The organism is Pseudomonas sp. ZT5P21 (assembly GCF_054897785.1).
The window spans coordinates 1,990,537-2,007,221 of sequence record NZ_CM142705.1; the positions used below are offsets into that span (position 1 = coordinate 1,990,537).

At 55.8% G+C, this 16,685-nt stretch carries 13 protein-coding genes, 2 tRNA genes, 3 rRNA genes and 1 pseudogene; 11 read left to right on the forward strand and 8 right to left on the reverse strand.

Annotation, left to right across the window (positions count from 1 at the left end):
• The first annotated feature begins 56 nt into the window (after positions 1-56).
• Entirely contained in the window at positions 57-1,865 is a 1,809-nt protein-coding gene (locus ACYZT9_RS09205) for an aminopeptidase P family protein (RefSeq protein ID WP_462009505.1), read from the forward strand.
• A gap of 62 nt (positions 1,866-1,927) precedes the next feature.
• On the opposite strand, the gene ACYZT9_RS09210 is transcribed toward ACYZT9_RS09205, so the two are convergent.
• Both ACYZT9_RS09210 and ACYZT9_RS09215 read right to left on the reverse strand, forming a co-directional pair.
• Positions 1,928-2,518, reverse strand: coding sequence for a 2-hydroxychromene-2-carboxylate isomerase (locus ACYZT9_RS09210; RefSeq protein ID WP_462009506.1), 591 nt, complete (start codon positions 2,516-2,518; stop codon positions 1,928-1,930).
• A gap of 36 nt (positions 2,519-2,554) precedes the next feature.
• A complete protein-coding gene (locus ACYZT9_RS09215) occupies positions 2,555-3,283 on the reverse strand; it encodes an SDR family oxidoreductase (RefSeq protein WP_462009507.1) in 729 nt (242 codons plus the stop codon).
• Positions 3,284-3,375: 92 nt separating this feature from the next.
• Here ACYZT9_RS09215 and ACYZT9_RS09220 point away from each other — a divergent pair, with 92 nt between their 5' ends.
• Positions 3,376-3,936 carry a TetR/AcrR family transcriptional regulator gene (locus ACYZT9_RS09220; protein WP_462009508.1) on the forward strand — a complete coding sequence of 187 codons (561 nt, stop codon included), beginning with the start codon at positions 3,376-3,378 and terminating at the stop codon, positions 3,934-3,936.
• Between the two features lie 15 nt (positions 3,937-3,951).
• On the opposite strand, the gene ACYZT9_RS09225 is transcribed toward ACYZT9_RS09220, so the two are convergent.
• Positions 3,952-4,233: a hypothetical protein gene (locus ACYZT9_RS09225; RefSeq protein ID WP_462009509.1), complete on the reverse strand. Its 282-nt coding sequence runs from the start codon at positions 4,231-4,233 to the stop codon at positions 3,952-3,954.
• Positions 4,234-4,403: 170 nt separating this feature from the next.
• Positions 4,404-5,291 (reverse strand): threonine/homoserine exporter RhtA, encoded by an 888-nt coding sequence (rhtA, locus tag ACYZT9_RS09230; protein ID WP_462009510.1) that lies wholly within the window; start codon positions 5,289-5,291, stop codon positions 4,404-4,406.
• Positions 5,292-5,961: 670 nt separating this feature from the next.
• Between rhtA and ACYZT9_RS09235 the strand changes: the two genes are divergently transcribed.
• From ACYZT9_RS09235 to ACYZT9_RS09265, 7 genes and pseudogenes are all read left to right on the forward strand, one after another.
• Positions 5,962-7,498, forward strand: a 16S ribosomal RNA gene (locus ACYZT9_RS09235).
• 82 nt (positions 7,499-7,580) lie between these two features.
• Positions 7,581-7,657: transfer RNA gene (locus tag ACYZT9_RS09240), tRNA-Ile, on the forward strand.
• A 28-nt stretch (positions 7,658-7,685) separates the two neighbouring features.
• Positions 7,686-7,761 (forward strand) — tRNA-Ala (locus ACYZT9_RS09245).
• Between the two features lie 236 nt (positions 7,762-7,997).
• Positions 7,998-10,889, forward strand: a 23S ribosomal RNA gene (locus tag ACYZT9_RS09250).
• A 159-nt stretch (positions 10,890-11,048) separates the two neighbouring features.
• Positions 11,049-11,164 (forward strand): 5S ribosomal RNA (gene rrf / locus ACYZT9_RS09255).
• The 16S, 23S and 5S rRNA genes sit together here with 2 tRNA genes alongside, the layout of an rRNA operon.
• A gap of 147 nt (positions 11,165-11,311) precedes the next feature.
• Positions 11,312-11,533, forward strand: a pseudogene (locus ACYZT9_RS09260) (penicillin-binding protein 2); the annotation flags it as partial.
• A gap of 320 nt (positions 11,534-11,853) precedes the next feature.
• Positions 11,854-12,108, forward strand: coding sequence for a DUF1652 domain-containing protein (locus ACYZT9_RS09265; RefSeq protein WP_462009511.1), 255 nt, complete (start codon positions 11,854-11,856; stop codon positions 12,106-12,108).
• Between the two features lie 50 nt (positions 12,109-12,158).
• Here the strand turns inward: ACYZT9_RS09265 and ACYZT9_RS09270 are convergent, their stop codons facing one another.
• Entirely contained in the window at positions 12,159-12,515 is a 357-nt protein-coding gene (locus ACYZT9_RS09270) for a hypothetical protein (RefSeq protein WP_462009512.1), read from the reverse strand.
• A 230-nt stretch (positions 12,516-12,745) separates the two neighbouring features.
• Positions 12,746-13,147: a lysozyme inhibitor LprI family protein gene (locus ACYZT9_RS09275; RefSeq protein WP_462009513.1), complete on the reverse strand. Its 402-nt coding sequence runs from the start codon at positions 13,145-13,147 to the stop codon at positions 12,746-12,748.
• Positions 13,148-13,403: 256 nt separating this feature from the next.
• Between ACYZT9_RS09275 and ACYZT9_RS09280 the strand changes: the two genes are divergently transcribed.
• Positions 13,404-13,892, forward strand: a complete 489-nt coding sequence (locus ACYZT9_RS09280) for an SRPBCC family protein (RefSeq protein ID WP_462009514.1) — start codon at positions 13,404-13,406, stop codon at positions 13,890-13,892.
• Between the two features lie 381 nt (positions 13,893-14,273).
• Here ACYZT9_RS09280 and inhA read toward each other — a convergent pair whose 3' ends face one another.
• Positions 14,274-14,957 (reverse strand): isonitrile hydratase, encoded by a 684-nt coding sequence (gene inhA, locus ACYZT9_RS09285; RefSeq protein ID WP_462009515.1) that lies wholly within the window; start codon positions 14,955-14,957, stop codon positions 14,274-14,276.
• A 90-nt stretch (positions 14,958-15,047) separates the two neighbouring features.
• On the opposite strand from inhA, the gene ACYZT9_RS09290 reads away from it, so the two are divergent.
• Positions 15,048-16,028, forward strand: coding sequence for a GlxA family transcriptional regulator (locus ACYZT9_RS09290; RefSeq protein WP_462009516.1), 981 nt, complete (start codon positions 15,048-15,050; stop codon positions 16,026-16,028).
• Here ACYZT9_RS09290 and ACYZT9_RS09295 read toward each other — a convergent pair.
• Positions 16,025-16,414 carry a hypothetical protein gene (locus ACYZT9_RS09295; protein WP_462009517.1) on the reverse strand — a complete coding sequence of 130 codons (390 nt, stop codon included), beginning with the start codon at positions 16,412-16,414 and terminating at the stop codon, positions 16,025-16,027. The two genes, ACYZT9_RS09290 and ACYZT9_RS09295, sit on opposite strands and share 4 nt — an antisense overlap.
• Positions 16,415-16,685 lie beyond the last annotated feature (271 nt).

The window sequence follows — 16,685 nt, forward strand, 5'->3', positions numbered from 1 at the left end:
GTGCCGACCTCGATCGGCCCTCAACAATAATGATGAAGCGATTAGCAGGAGACACGATGAGTACGCAGCCTTCGATCAATGGATCGGTGCCCGAGCGCCTGGCGCACACCCGCGAGCTGATGAGCCGGGAGGGTATTCATGCCCTGCTGGTGCCGTCGGCCGACCCGCACCTGTCGGAATACCTGCCCGGTTACTGGCAGGGGCGGCAGTGGTTGTCGGGCTTTCACGGTTCGGTCGGCACGCTGATCGTGACGCCGGATTTCGCCGGGGTCTGGGCGGACAGCCGATATTGGGAACAAGCGACCAAGGAACTCAACGGCAGCGGCATCGAGCTGGTCAAGCTGCAGCCGGGTCAGCCCGGGCCGCTGGACTGGCTGGCCGAGCAAACCCCTGAAGGCGGCGTTGTCGCGGTGGACGGTGCGGTGATGGCCGTGGCTTCGGCACGTACGCTGGGTGGCAAACTCCAAGAGCGCGGTGCTCGTTTGCGCACCGATATCGATCTGTTGAGCGAAGTCTGGAGTGATCGCCCGGTACTGCCGAACGAGCCGATCTATCAGCATTTGCCGCCTCAGGCGACGATCAGCCGTGGCGAAAAACTCGCCAACCTGCGCGAGGTGTTGAAAGAGCGGGGTGCCGATTGGCATTTCATCGCCACCCTCGACGACATCGCCTGGCTGTTCAACCTGCGCGGCGGCGATGTGTCGTTCAACCCGGTGTTTGTTTCCTTCGCGCTGATCAGCCAAGAGCAGGCGACCCTGTTCGTAGCCTTGAGCAAAGTCAGCGCCGAGCTGCGTGCGATCCTCGAACAGGACGGCGTAACCCTGCGTGACTACAGCGAAGTGGCCGACGCCTTGCGCGCGGTGCCGAGCGGCGCGAGCCTGCAAGTCGATCCGGCGCGCGTCACCGCGGGCCTGCTGGATATTCTGGACAGCGGGGTAAAACTGGTCGAAGGCCTGAACCCGACGACAATGGCCAAATCGCAAAAAAGCCTGGCCGATGCCGAGCACATCCGCGGGGCCATGGAGCAGGACGGCGCTGCGCTGTGCGAATTCTTCGCTTGGCTGGAGTCCGCGTGGGGCCGCGAGCGCATTACCGAACTGACCATCGACGAACACCTGACGGCCGCACGCATGCGTCGTCCGGATTATGTGTCGCTGAGTTTCAACACCATTGCCGCGTTCAACGCCAACGGTGCGATGCCGCATTACCACGCCACCGAAGAAGAGCACGCAGTGATCGAGGGCGACGGTCTGTTGCTGATCGACTCAGGCGGCCAATACCTGGGCGGCACCACCGACATCACGCGGATGGTGCCGGTCGGTACCCCAACCGATGAGCAGAAGCGTGATTGCACGCGAGTACTTAAAGGCGTCATCGCGCTGTCCCGTGCGCAATTCCCTCGGGGCATTTTGTCGCCGTTGCTGGATTCCATCGCCCGTGCGCCGATCTGGGCGGAAAGCGTCGATTACGGCCACGGCACGGGGCACGGTGTCGGCTACTTCCTGAACGTTCACGAAGGCCCGCAAGTGATTGCCTATCAAGCTGCTGCGGCACCGCAAACCGCGATGCAGCCGGGCATGATCACCTCCATCGAACCGGGCACCTACCGTCCGGGCCGCTGGGGTGTGCGGATTGAGAACCTGGTGTTGAACCGTGAAGCGGGCAAGAGCGAATTCGGTGAGTTCCTGAAGTTCGAAACTCTGACCCTGTGCCCGATCGACACCCGCTGCCTCGAGCCGTCGCTGCTGACGTTGGACGAAAAACAATGGTTCAACGCGTATCACGCCGAAGTGCGCGAACGTTTGAGCCCGTTGCTCGACGGCGCAGCGCTGGAGTGGTTGCACACTCGAACGGCCGCGATCTGATCGTCTTGAAATCAGGCGCTGTTTCCAGCGCCTGATTGATGGGGTCTGCGGGTTATCAAGCGTTAACGCAGCGCTTCAAGGACGAAATCCAGTCGATCCTGGCCGAAGAACAGTTCGTTTGCGATAAACATGCTCGGAATGCCGAATACGCCTCGTTGCACGGCTTGCTCAGTGTTTTCCTTCAGTACGCTTTTGACGTGTTCGTCGTTAGTCAGGGCCAGCACTTCCTGGGGATCGAACCCGTTCCGGGTCAACACTGACGCGACGTTGGCCGGTTCGTTGAGGTTGAGGCCCTCGACCCACAGCGCTTGAAACAGGCAATTGATGAAGGCCTGGAAGCGCTCGGGGTGACGCAATTGCATGCCGGTGACCGCGCGCATCAGCATCAGCGTGTTGATGGGAAAGTGCGGATTGAACTGCAGCGGCACGCCATATCGTCTGGCGTAGCGATCCAGGTCTTTTAACATGTAGCGGCCCTTGGCCGGGATGGTCGCCGGAGAGGCGTTACCGGTGGCTTTGAATACACCACCCAGCAGGATCGGAATGTAAATTAGCTGACTATCGGTCTGCTCGCAGATTTTCGGCAGTTGAGTGTTAGCCAGGTAGGTAGTGGGGCTGCCGAGGTCGAAGTAGAACTCCACGGTTTTGCTCATGGTCGATGCTCTCTGATTATTGTTGTAGGGGAGGGCTTACCAGCGTTCGCTCCATGGGCGCAGGTCCAGCTCGAAGGTCCAGGCGTCGCGGGGCTGGCTGTGCAGGTACCAATAGTTCTCGGCGATGTGCTCGGGATTGAGGATTCCGTCCTGATCCTTGGTTGCGTACTTCTCGGGGAAAGTATCGCGAATGAAATCGGTATCGATGGCGCCATCGACGACGACGTGAGCGACGTGAATATTCATCGGCCCCAGTTCGCGGGCCATGCTCTGAGCCAACGCACGAATGCCATGCTTGGCACCGGCGAATGCTGCGAAACCCGCGGCACCACGCATCCCGGCGGTGGCACCGGTAAACAGGATAGTGCCCCGTTGACGCTTGGCCATGCGCTTGGCCACTTCACGGGCATTGAGAAAGCCCGAGAAACAGGCCATTTCCCAGATCTTGAAATACTTGCGGGCGGTTTCCTCGAGAATACTGCACGGCACGTTGGCGCCGATATTGAACACAAACGCTTCGATGGGACCGATCTGGCTTTCAATCTGCTCGATCAGCGCAATCACGTCCTCTTCCTTGCGGGCGTCGCAGGCAAAACCAGTGGCTTCACCCCCATTGCTGTTGATTGCGTCTACCAACGGTTGGAGTTTGTCGGCGCTACGCCGAGTAACGCACGCGACGAAACCTTCTCGCGCAAAACGTTTGGCGATAGCGCCGCCCGTGGCATCACCTGCGCCGACAACCAGTACGACCTTCTTGTTATTCATAGGTTGACCCCTTTGCTAAACGATCGTTAACTAAACGAACGTTATGCTATGATTCGGCAAGCGTCAAGACGATCAATCCTGAGGGAAAGACAATGCGTTACTCGACCAGTCACAAACTGGAAACCAGGGAGAAGCTGCTGGAAAGCAGTGCGGTCTCGGCGAAGAAGTCCGGATTCTCTACGGTCGGTGTCGATGCCTTGATGAAGGCAATTGGTTTGAGTGGCGGAGCGTTCTACAGCCATTTTTCGTCGAAGGATGAACTCTTCGCTTCAATCATTGAGCGAGAGCTGGGTCAGAGCCTGGAACGCTTGGGGGCTGACCAGGACCGTGACAGGTTCGAACGCTGCCTGAAGCACTACTTGAGCATGTCCCATGTCGAACACCCGGAATCCGGTTGTGCGTTGCCGGCATTGGGTGCGGAAATTGCCCGTTCAGACTTATTGATTCGCCAGCAGGCGGAAAAATGGATTTGTCGGCTTCAGGAGAGTTGGGCGCGGATTCTGGAGAGCGACAGCCTGGCGTGGGCCATTCTGTCGCAATGCATCGGTGCATTGGTGGTGGCGCGAATGCTGGCTACTCCGGAGATCCAGCGCACGGTGTTGAAGTCCAGTCACGATGAGATTGGCCGTCAGATCGCAAGCCCGCGGGCCTGAAGAGACGGCATCAACCTATTTGCAGATGACGATCATGCTGCGGCTTGTATAGCCGGCGGGATTGAGACCAAACGGATAATCGCCCGGTTCCTCCACGCCATCTCCTGACTTGGCGATGACTTTGTAGCCCTTCGGTGCGCACGAATTGGCGGCGCTGGTGTAGCACTTGTCCCAGGATGACGAGAGCCCGGAACAGTTGACATGTAACCCTTTCTTGCCACGTTTTGTATGGGTTTCCGATGTCGCCGCGCAGCCCGCAACTGCAAGTATGGCGATCAGTATCAAAATTCGTTTCATTACTGTCCTTAAAGCGTCCCCGGATCTTTACGCCCAGGTCTGGCTGTACTCGCTTTCGCTCGAAGCGTTTCTGATATCCCTATCCTGAAAAGTCCATGTTTGACATTGGGTTGCGGGCCTAAACATGGCCTAAATGCGCAGTAAATACCAGAGCTGCGTCAAATCCTGTATCAATCCGCCGCGACGGCGGGCTTGGCGGCACTTCCCATGGTCATGGTCGCGCCGACGGAGGCCAGAATGATGCACAAAATAGCCATCCACTGTGACAGTGAAAGGTATTCATGAAGGAACAGCAAACCTGACAGTGCGCCGAACGCAGGTTCAATACTCATCAGCGTACCGAAGGTGCGGGCCGGCATTCGGGTAAGGGCGACCATCTCCAGCGTATAGGGCAACGCCGTGGAGAGGATGGCAACGCCGATGGCCACAGGGATCAACGATGGCGTCAGCAGCGCGGAGCCGGCATGAACGATGCCGATAGGCGCGACGAACAGCGCCGCGATCATCACTCCCAGTGCGGCAGTCTGCACGCCGTTGTCGGCGCCGGCCTTCTGGCCGAAGAGAATATATAACGCCCAGCACGCACCAGCGCCCAAGGCATAGCCCGCGCCGAGCAGATCGATACTGGCAGTTGCTGCTCCTGTCGGAATTAACAGCAGCAATCCGACGGCTGCCAGGGCGATCCACAAAAAGTCGATCGCACGACGCGAGGCATAAATAGCGACCGCCAAAGGGCCCGTGAACTCCAGCGCTACTGCAATCCCCAGAGGAACTGTGCGCAAGGACATATAGAAGAGGAAGTTCATACCGCCCAGTGCCATGCCGTAGACGATGACGGTGCGCAGGGATTTTGTGCTGAGCTTCGCCCGCCATGGGCGCAGAAGCACGAGCATGATCAGGCTGGCGAATATCAGTCGTAGGGTAGTTGTTCCTTGAGCGCCGATAACAGGGAACATGCTTTTGGCCAGGGAAGCTCCGGACTGGATCGACGCCATGGCTATTAATAGCAGGCCCACCGAGAACAGGGTCGAGGCAAGGCTGCGAGGCTGGTCATTCATTGCGTGGCATCGTCCATGGCAGGGAGCGAAAAGGTTGTTTCGTGTATTGGGCAATATACTGCGCATTCGAGGTGGGCGCGTCTATATATAAGCGGTGATTTTGAACATCCTGATAGAAAAGCCAAATTAGGGGTTGACGGCAGATTCTGGAAGTCTATAATTCGCCCCACTTCCGGCGCAGTCGAAACGGAAAACTCCTTGGTAAACAAAGAGTTACGCAATTTTCGGCAGCGAGTTGCTTCAGCTCATCGAAGCCCAGAAGGAGTTGGTAAGGCAGTGTGTTTTTGCCTTATTGACGTTTCGATCCTCTCGGTCGAAAGCGGAGAAAAAGAGGTGTTGACAGCAGCGAACAACGCTGTAGAATTCGCCTCCCGCTAACGAGAGATCGGAAGCGCAAGTGGTTGAAGTTGCAAAGGAAACTTTGAAAACTTCTGAAAATAACCGCTTGACAGATACAGAGGACGCTGTAGAATGCGCGCCTCGGTTGAGACGAAAGATCTTAACCAACCGCTCTTTAACAACTGAATCAAGCAATTCGTGTGGGTGCTTGTGGAGTCAGACTGATAGTCAACAAGATTATCAGCATCACAAGTTACTCCGCGAGAAATCAAAGATGTAACCAACGATTGCTGAGCCAAGTTTAGGGTTTCTTAAAAACCCAAAGATGTTTGAACTGAAGAGTTTGATCATGGCTCAGATTGAACGCTGGCGGCAGGCCTAACACATGCAAGTCGAGCGGTAGAGAGAAGCTTGCTTCTCTTGAGAGCGGCGGACGGGTGAGTAATGCCTAGGAATCTGCCTGGTAGTGGGGGATAACGCTCGGAAACGGACGCTAATACCGCATACGTCCTACGGGAGAAAGCAGGGGACCTTCGGGCCTTGCGCTATCAGATGAGCCTAGGTCGGATTAGCTAGTTGGTGAGGTAATGGCTCACCAAGGCGACGATCCGTAACTGGTCTGAGAGGATGATCAGTCACACTGGAACTGAGACACGGTCCAGACTCCTACGGGAGGCAGCAGTGGGGAATATTGGACAATGGGCGAAAGCCTGATCCAGCCATGCCGCGTGTGTGAAGAAGGTCTTCGGATTGTAAAGCACTTTAAGTTGGGAGGAAGGGCAGTAAATTAATACTTTGCTGTTTTGACGTTACCGACAGAATAAGCACCGGCTAACTCTGTGCCAGCAGCCGCGGTAATACAGAGGGTGCAAGCGTTAATCGGAATTACTGGGCGTAAAGCGCGCGTAGGTGGTTCGTTAAGTTGGATGTGAAATCCCCGGGCTCAACCTGGGAACTGCATTCAAAACTGACGAGCTAGAGTATGGTAGAGGGTGGTGGAATTTCCTGTGTAGCGGTGAAATGCGTAGATATAGGAAGGAACACCAGTGGCGAAGGCGACCACCTGGACTGATACTGACACTGAGGTGCGAAAGCGTGGGGAGCAAACAGGATTAGATACCCTGGTAGTCCACGCCGTAAACGATGTCAACTAGCCGTTGGGAGCCTTGAGCTCTTAGTGGCGCAGCTAACGCATTAAGTTGACCGCCTGGGGAGTACGGCCGCAAGGTTAAAACTCAAATGAATTGACGGGGGCCCGCACAAGCGGTGGAGCATGTGGTTTAATTCGAAGCAACGCGAAGAACCTTACCAGGCCTTGACATCCAATGAACTTTCCAGAGATGGATGGGTGCCTTCGGGAACATTGAGACAGGTGCTGCATGGCTGTCGTCAGCTCGTGTCGTGAGATGTTGGGTTAAGTCCCGTAACGAGCGCAACCCTTGTCCTTAGTTACCAGCACGTGATGGTGGGCACTCTAAGGAGACTGCCGGTGACAAACCGGAGGAAGGTGGGGATGACGTCAAGTCATCATGGCCCTTACGGCCTGGGCTACACACGTGCTACAATGGTCGGTACAGAGGGTTGCCAAGCCGCGAGGTGGAGCTAATCCCAGAAAACCGATCGTAGTCCGGATCGCAGTCTGCAACTCGACTGCGTGAAGTCGGAATCGCTAGTAATCGCGAATCAGAATGTCGCGGTGAATACGTTCCCGGGCCTTGTACACACCGCCCGTCACACCATGGGAGTGGGTTGCACCAGAAGTAGCTAGTCTAACCTTCGGGAGGACGGTTACCACGGTGTGATTCATGACTGGGGTGAAGTCGTAACAAGGTAGCCGTAGGGGAACCTGCGGCTGGATCACCTCCTTAATCGACGACATCAGCTGCTCCATAAGTTCCCACACGAATTGCTTGATTCATTGAAGAAGACGATAAGAAGCAGCCCGAAATTGGGTCTGTAGCTCAGTTGGTTAGAGCGCACCCCTGATAAGGGTGAGGTCGGCAGTTCGAATCTGCCCAGACCCACCAATTTTTGTGTGGGAACCTGTAGCAATACGGGGCCATAGCTCAGCTGGGAGAGCGCCTGCCTTGCACGCAGGAGGTCAACGGTTCGATCCCGTTTGGCTCCACCACTACTGCTTCTGTTTGTTGAAAGCTTAGAAATGAGCATTCCATTGTGATGATGGTGAATGTTGATTTCTAGTCTTTGGCTAGATCGTTCTTTAAAAATTTGGGTATGTGATAGAAAGATAGACTGGACGTTACTTTCACTGGTAACGGATCAGGCTAAGGTAAAATTTGTGAGTTTAATCGCGAATTTTCGGCGAATGTCGTCTTCACAGTATAACCAGATTGCTTGGGGTTATATGGTCAAGTGAAGAAGCGCATACGGTGGATGCCTTGGCAGTCAGAGGCGATGAAAGACGTGGTAGCCTGCGAAAAGCTTCGGGGAGTCGGCAAACAGACTTTGATCCGGAGATGTCTGAATGGGGGAACCCACCTAACACAAGTTAGGTATCTTAAGCTGAATACATAGGCTTAAGAAGCGAACCAGGGGAACTGAAACATCTAAGTACCCTGAGGAAAAGAAATCAACCGAGATTCCCTTAGTAGTGGCGAGCGAACGGGGACTAGCCCTTAAGTGGCTTTGAGATTAGCGGAACGCTCTGGAAAGTGCGGCCATAGTGGGTGATAGCCCTGTACGCGAAAATCTCTTGGCCATGAAATCGAGTAGGACGGAGCACGAGAAACTTTGTCTGAATATGGGGGGACCATCCTCCAAGGCTAAATACTACTGACTGACCGATAGTGAACTAGTACCGTGAGGGAAAGGCGAAAAGAACCCCGGAGAGGGGAGTGAAATAGATCCTGAAACCGTATGCGTACAAGCAGTGGGAGCCCACTTTGTTGGGTGACTGCGTACCTTTTGTATAATGGGTCAGCGACTTATTTTCAGTGGCGAGCTTAACCGAATAGGGGAGGCGTAGCGAAAGCGAGTCTTAATAGGGCGTCTAGTCGCTGGGAATAGACCCGAAACCGGGCGATCTATCCATGGGCAGGTTGAAGGTTGGGTAACACTAACTGGAGGACCGAACCGACTACCGTTGAAAAGTTAGCGGATGACCTGTGGATCGGAGTGAAAGGCTAATCAAGCTCGGAGATAGCTGGTTCTCCTCGAAAGCTATTTAGGTAGCGCCTCATGTATCACTGTAGGGGGTAGAGCACTGTTTCGGCTAGGGGGTCATCCCGACTTACCAAACCGATGCAAACTCCGAATACCTACAAGTGCCGAGCATGGGAGACACACGGCGGGTGCTAACGTCCGTCGTGAAAAGGGAAACAACCCAGACCGTCAGCTAAGGTCCCAAAGTTATGGTTAAGTGGGAAACGATGTGGGAAGGCTTAGACAGCTAGGAGGTTGGCTTAGAAGCAGCCACCCTTTAAAGAAAGCGTAATAGCTCACTAGTCGAGTCGGCCTGCGCGGAAGATGTAACGGGGCTCAAACCATACACCGAAGCTACGGGTATCACTTAGGTGATGCGGTAGAGGAGCGTTCTGTAAGCCTGTGAAGGTGAGTTGAGAAGCTTGCTGGAGGTATCAGAAGTGCGAATGCTGACATGAGTAACGACAATGGGTGTGAAAAACACCCACGCCGAAAGACCAAGGTTTCCTGCGCAACGTTAATCGACGCAGGGTTAGTCGGTCCCTAAGGCGAGGCTGAAAAGCGTAGTCGATGGAAAACAGGTTAATATTCCTGTACTTCTGGTTATTGCGATGGAGGGACGGAGAAGGCTAGGCCAGCTTGGCGTTGGTTGTCCAAGTTTAAGGTGGTAGGCTGGACTCTTAGGTAAATCCGGGGGTCTAAGGCCGAGAGCTGATGACGAGTTACCCTTTGGGTGACGAAGTGGTTGATGCCATGCTTCCAAGAAAAGCTTCTAAGCTTCAGGTAACCAGGAACCGTACCCCAAACCGACACAGGTGGTTGGGTAGAGAATACCAAGGCGCTTGAGAGAACTCGGGTGAAGGAACTAGGCAAAATGGCACCGTAACTTCGGGAGAAGGTGCGCCGGTGAGGGTGAAGCATTTACTGCGTAAGCCCATGCCGGTCGAAGATACCAGGCCGCTGCGACTGTTTATTAAAAACACAGCACTCTGCAAACACGAAAGTGGACGTATAGGGTGTGACGCCTGCCCGGTGCCGGAAGGTTAATTGATGGGGTTAGCTAACGCGAAGCTCTTGATCGAAGCCCCGGTAAACGGCGGCCGTAACTATAACGGTCCTAAGGTAGCGAAATTCCTTGTCGGGTAAGTTCCGACCTGCACGAATGGCGTAACGATGGCGGCGCTGTCTCCACCCGAGACTCAGTGAAATTGAAATCGCTGTGAAGATGCAGTGTATCCGCGGCTAGACGGAAAGACCCCGTGAACCTTTACTATAGCTTTGCACTGGACTTTGAATTTGCTTGTGTAGGATAGGTGGGAGGCTTTGAAGCGTGGACGCCAGTTCGCGTGGAGCCAACCTTGAAATACCACCCTGGCAACTTTGAGGTTCTAACTCAGGTCCGTTATCCGGATCGAGGACAGTGTATGGTGGGTAGTTTGACTGGGGCGGTCTCCTCCTAAAGAGTAACGGAGGAGTACGAAGGTGCGCTCAGACCGGTCGGAAATCGGTCGTAGAGTATAAAGGCAAAAGCGCGCTTGACTGCGAGACAGACACGTCGAGCAGGTACGAAAGTAGGTCTTAGTGATCCGGTGGTTCTGTATGGAAGGGCCATCGCTCAACGGATAAAAGGTACTCCGGGGATAACAGGCTGATACCGCCCAAGAGTTCATATCGACGGCGGTGTTTGGCACCTCGATGTCGGCTCATCACATCCTGGGGCTGAAGCCGGTCCCAAGGGTATGGCTGTTCGCCATTTAAAGTGGTACGCGAGCTGGGTTTAGAACGTCGTGAGACAGTTCGGTCCCTATCTGCCGTGGACGTTTGAGATTTGAGAGGGGCTGCTCCTAGTACGAGAGGACCGGAGTGGACGAACCTCTGGTGTTCCGGTTGTCACGCCAGTGGCATTGCCGGGTAGCTATGTTCGGAATAGATAACCGCTGAAAGCATCTAAGCGGGAAACTAGCCTCAAGATGAGATCTCACTGGGACCTTGAGTCCCCTGAAGGGCCGTCGAAGACTACGACGTTGATAGGTTGGGTGTGTAAGCGCTGTGAGGCGTTGAGCTAACCAATACTAATTGCCCGTGAGGCTTGACCATATAACACCCAAGCAATTTGTGAACTCGAAAGAGGCCAGATTGCGGTGTGTGAAGACGACACGAACCGAAAGTTCGAGAGACTCGCAAAACACCAAACTATCGCATACCCATTCGCTGGAGCGTGAACCTGCAAAGGCCCACGACCTGGCTACCGAATTTCTTGACGACCATAGAGCATTGGAACCACCTGATCCCATCCCGAACTCAGCAGTGAAACGATGCATCGCCGATGGTAGTGTGGGGTTTCCCCATGTGAGAGTAGGTCATCGTCAAGATTAAATTCCGAAACCCCAATTGCGAAAGCAGTTGGGGTTTTGTTTTGCCCGCAGAAAAGTTCCTACCGTAACACCGGACGGCTTCCGGCTGTCACAGTCTCCCGACAATGCTAAGGTTCGGCCTAGCTTTTAGAGGAAATCGCACTAAATCGCGTCCATGCTGTGCCAATCACCCCCACGCGTGGATTTATCTATGACCGTAACGGCGTGGTCCTTGCCGACAACCGCCCCAGCTTCAACCTGACTATAACCCGCGAACGCGCCTCCGACGTCAAAGACAAGGCAATGAAGCAGGCGCGCCACCCATTCGTGCCTGTCACCTTGTTCTATGAACGGAGCGAACAACAAATCGCAGTACTCGCCGCTAACGCAACACTGCACGCCACGCCGAGTAAAGCGCCTGGCGATCCTCACGTTTAAACAAGCGTCTTAAGGCACTCACAATTTGATCAACACCGATTCAACTCCGAGTAACGAAAGGCGCCGCCTGCTCAAGGTTGGCGCCGGGTTTTAAAGGAGGAAGAGGATAATAGAAATCGATTTTTTCGCATTTCGCGACAAACCTGAGACGACGAGCAACCGGTTCTCAGCCTTGAGACACCTTCGTTTGAGTACTAGAATTTTCAGGCCCGGTGGGTGAAATGACGGAGCATTTCCCCTGCTACAGATCTGGCGTGAGGGAGGTTGCGATGTTCCTTTCAACCCTGGAAATCCAAAACATCATCGAACACAGTTTTCTACCCGCCGTCTGCATCTGCAACATGGAAGCGGACCAGTCCCTGACGATCCGGGTATGCGACTGCATGACTGGCAAAGTGGACCTGGTGGCCACTCACATTCCCGTGTGGACGCTGGACAGTCCCCATGCCATCGCCACGCTGGTGGCGGACATGCGCCAGGAAATCGAAGCGCACAAAAGCATTCACCCCACCTATTCCATCTGAACCGGTGTCAAGCCGCACCGTTGATGCCTGGTGCGGCTTGCGCTGAGCATTCAAGCGGCGATATCCCGGGAAATTTCGTCGAATGTGTTGCCGTCCACAGCAGCCAGCAGCTTTCTGTCGTCCTTGAGCGTTGCCAGAAAGGTCACTTCGGTCTCTTTCCCGGCCAGCATGAAGCCGGCAATTGCGCCGATGGGGCCCAGCAACATGGCGCCGGCTACGCCGAAGCCGATAGCGTCCTTGATGTTGTTAATCGAATCTTCGTTGGCGACTTCCACGTTTTTGAACGAGGAAAGTGGCAGAGTGATGCCGGGCCACGGGTGAAGCGACGTTCTCAGGGTGAAAACGCCGTCTCTGTACTCTCCGTCACCCTGCAGAAAGTCCCCCGCCAAGACAGTGATGCTTGCCATTTTGTTATCCTCTGACTGGCAATTGGTGAACAACTATTTCGCCCCCGTACGGGACTGCCGTCAATTGGCGGGCGATGAACTGTCCGGCTATGGCATCTACGCTTGTCTCAGACTGGAGCTTCGGCGGCCACATGCCGGACAAATGGGGAACTGGCCGGAGTGATGGAATAACTCGGTCGACTGTGGGAGCGGGTTTGCTCGCGAAGAGGTCCTCAAAAACCCTCGAGAAATTACTGCGCTGGAACCGGGCAACTCATATCCCCCTCCTGACAGTTCAAGTAAATTTTGAAAGCCTCAACCCGCACCTTAGTCAACTCCGTAATGCAATCGCTGTAAATCAACGGATAAACACTCCCGCCCTCCACTCCAGACGCGGAAAACCTGCACTCCGCATCCCGAAAGCCGATCCACGCCCGCTGCGCGCCAACCCATAGCTTCTTGCTGTCGGGGCTGCCCTTCAAACGCGTAGCGATCTGCTGATAAAGCGCGTTCAACTCCTTGTCCGCCGCCTTGTTCTGCTGAGCCGCGCATTGATTCATCGTGGCCTGGTCGGTGGCGTTGGTGCAATCGACGGCATGGGCAACGGTGGTGAACAGCAATGGCGTCAGCGTCAGGAGCAAACGTGGGAGCATGGGGATTCTCGCTGTGACAGGAAAAATTGAGGTGCAGTGTAGCGAAGCCGCATCTGCTTGCTGTGTGAGCGGTTGATCACGGTCGTCTGCCAACGGTAGTAGCGCCAATCGGTTGATTCTCGTTCTCAACTTCGAACTTCGGCCCGGATGTGCGGCCGAATAATTCAGGCAGGTTTGATTGAGAAGCCCGATTGATACAACTTTAGGGTTGGTCTTATGGTCTTACAGGCCTACTGTTCAGTACAGGAGGTGACTTATGAACCCCGCATCAGATCGCATCGAAAGGAAGATCCTGCTCAAAGCACCGCGCTCGCAGGTCTGGCGTGTGCTGGCCAACGCCGAAGCGTTCGGGCAGTGGTTTGGCGTGGCACTGGAGGGCAAGCGTTTTGTCGCCGGTGAGTGGACTCAGGGGCAGATTACCTATCCTGGGTATGAGCATTTGCTGTGGAATGTTCTGGTAGAGCGAGTCGAGCCAGAACGGGTTTTTTCGTTTCGCTGGCATCCGTATGCCGTAGAGCCGGAGGTCGATTACTCCCAGGAGCCCACCACGTTGGTGAAGTTTGAACTTCAGGACATGGACGAAGGCACCTTGCTGACAGTCGTCGAGTCCGGTTTCGATCACATTCCCCAGACACGCCGGCTTAAGGCGTTCCGCATGGACAGCCGAGGCTGGGATGAGCAGATGAGCAATATCGAAGAGTTTCTGAAGATCAACACCAAGGCTCGCGAGCGTCAGGAAAAGTAACGGTTGCACCCGTTGCCGTCGAAGCGGCTGCAGGTCGCGAAACGCGCGGCTTGCGCGCTCGATACCTGAAGCATCTAAGGGTTTTCGGAAGGGCGGCTATAGCGAATGTCTTACACGCGATGGTAGCTATGTCGTCTATTGCAGATTGGATCCGATGCGTAATCTAGCTTCATCAACTGAAGCACAGGAAGCGCTTCAGGATCACGGATGATCGACCATCAGCAAGGATTCGCTACCGACAGGGAGTCGATAATGGTCTTGGGAAAAACCCGCCTCTGGCGGGTTTTTTTTCGTCTGTGTTTAGACGTGGGCCCCCGCGAAGAACGGTGACGCGGTTATACAAAACCACCGAGTCGCCTTCTTCGCGGGCGAGCCTCGCTTCTACAAGTTAAGTGTTGCCGCCACTCGCTCGGTAATCTGCGCCCGTTGCTGCAGCGATTGCGCGGAACGCCGATGGGCTTCCTTCAGAACAGAAGCGGGCGCTGACTGCGGGCTACCCGAATCAAACGGCGGCGCAGGAGCATATTCCAGCTGCAACTGCACCAGTTGCGCCGTGTCCTTATCGAACAATTCAGCTGTCAGTGTCAGCGCGAAATCGATCCCGGCCGTGATCCCGCCGCCGGTCAACAGATTGCCATCGCGCACCACCCGATCCTTCACCGGGATCGCACCCAACGGTCCAAGCAACTCGTGATAAGCCCAGTGCGTGGTGGCGCGCTTGCCCTTGAGCAAACCCGCAGCGCCAAGCACCAGCGCTCCCGTGCAAACGGAAGTGACATACCGCGCATGGGCCGCTTGAGTCTTGATGAACGCCAAGGTCCCGTCATCCTCCATCAACGGCCCGACACCGCTACCGCCAGGAATGCAGATCACATCCAGCGCGGGGCAATCGTCGAAGGTAGTGGTGGGTTTGAGCACCAGACCCGTGCTCGCGGTGACTGGTAGCAGGTCCTTCCAGATCAGATGCACTTTCACGTCCGGCAGCGAGGCCAGCACGTCGTAAGGGCCGGTCAGGTCCAGTTGCTGAACCTGTGGGAACAACAGAAAACCGATCTGCAACGTCATGGTGTTTTTCTCTCGAAGTGGGTGGACGGCTTCACTGTAGGCTCGTAGGATTTGGCGCATACGCCAATTAACCCACGAATTACGCCAACCATGCCCAAGACCATTCATGTGCTCGCTTTTGCCAATGTGCAACTGCTCGACGTCACCGGGCCGTTGCAGGTGTTCGCCTCGGCCAACGACATTGCCGTCCAGAAAGGTTTGCCGCCGCCTTACGCGCCGACGGTGATTGCCAGCCGCGGCGGGGCGGTGATGTCGTCGGCAGGGCTGGCGCTGTTCGCCGAACCATTGCCTGTGCAGGGCAGCGACACGTTGATCATTGCTGGTGGCTGGGGCGTTTACGCGGCGGCGGAGGATGCGAAATTGGTGGCATGGGTGCGTGAGCATGCGGCGGGATGCCGTCGGGTGTCATCGGTGTGCACCGGGGCGTTTTTACTGGCGGCCAGTGGCTGGCTCGATGGCCGTCGGGTGGTCACCCACTGGACTCGGTGTGAGCAGCTGGCGCAGCGGCATCCACGGCTGCGGGTCGAGCCCAATCCGATTTTCATCAATGACGGCCCGGTGTGGACCTCGGCCGGGGTCACTGCCGGCATCGACCTTGCGCTGGCCATGGTCGAAGCTGATCTCGGTCGCACCCTGGCGCTGGAAGTGGCGCAGCAATTGGTGGTTTTTCTCAAACGACCGGGCGGCCAGTCGCAGTTCAGCGTGACCTTGTCATTGCAAAAGGAAGGCAGCCGATTCGATGAACTTCACGCCTGGATCAGCGAAAATCTCACCATGGACTTGGGTATTGCCACCCTGGCGCTACAGGCGGGCATGAGTGAACGCAGCTTCGTCCGCCACTACCGCGCCGACACCGGCCAGACGCCCGCACGGGCCATCGAACTGATTCGGGTCGAGACGGCGCGGCGGTTGCTCAGCGACACCGGTGTGCCGATCAAACGGGTCGCGGTGCAGTGCGGGTTTGGCAGCGAAGAGACGCTGCGGCGCAGTTTTCTGCGCGCCATGGGCGTGACACCGCAAGCCTATCGCGAGCGGTTTTCCGTCAGTTTCCCCATTGTCCCTGTCCCTTAGTTTTCCGTTTCCACTACCTGATTAAAATACTTCGCCCGATCCGGCGTAAACGTCACCACCATCCTGGTCCGGGAGCAGGTCAGCGCACGCTCTTCGCCCAAATCAACCTCGAGGTCTTCTCCACGCAGGCCCTGCCACTGGGCGAGGTACTTGAGGGATCCGTATTTTTCAAGCTTTTTGAGGCTGCGGCTGACGCCACCTTTCCATCCCAACACCGGCAGTTCGCCGGCGAGGCATTGTTGGGCGAGTTCGGGGAAGCGGGTGGCGCGTTGGCGGCCGATTTCCCAGCATTTGATCAGGCCTTTATCGGCGCCTTCCCACAGTTCATCGCGGTTCAGGCCTGAACGGAGCGGGGTGTCAATGCTGCGGTGGATGCGCTGGGTCATTCGGGTTCCTTGAATTCGGGTTTTTTGGACAGCTCCGCTGTGCCCGTTGACGGGGGATGTTAGGTGGGGATGTAACGGGTGGCAACAAACGATTGTCCGGAGGCGGAAGGATTTTCAGAGCGTTGGTGATCGGTTCTGTTTAATGGTCGTAGGTGCCTGGATTACGTGGAACATCAGTTCCTTGGTACGTTGGCCGAACCTGTGAACCTGGCCTCATGGCCCCTTCGCGGGCAAGCCCGCTCCCACAGGGTTTGGTGAACGTCGAAAATCC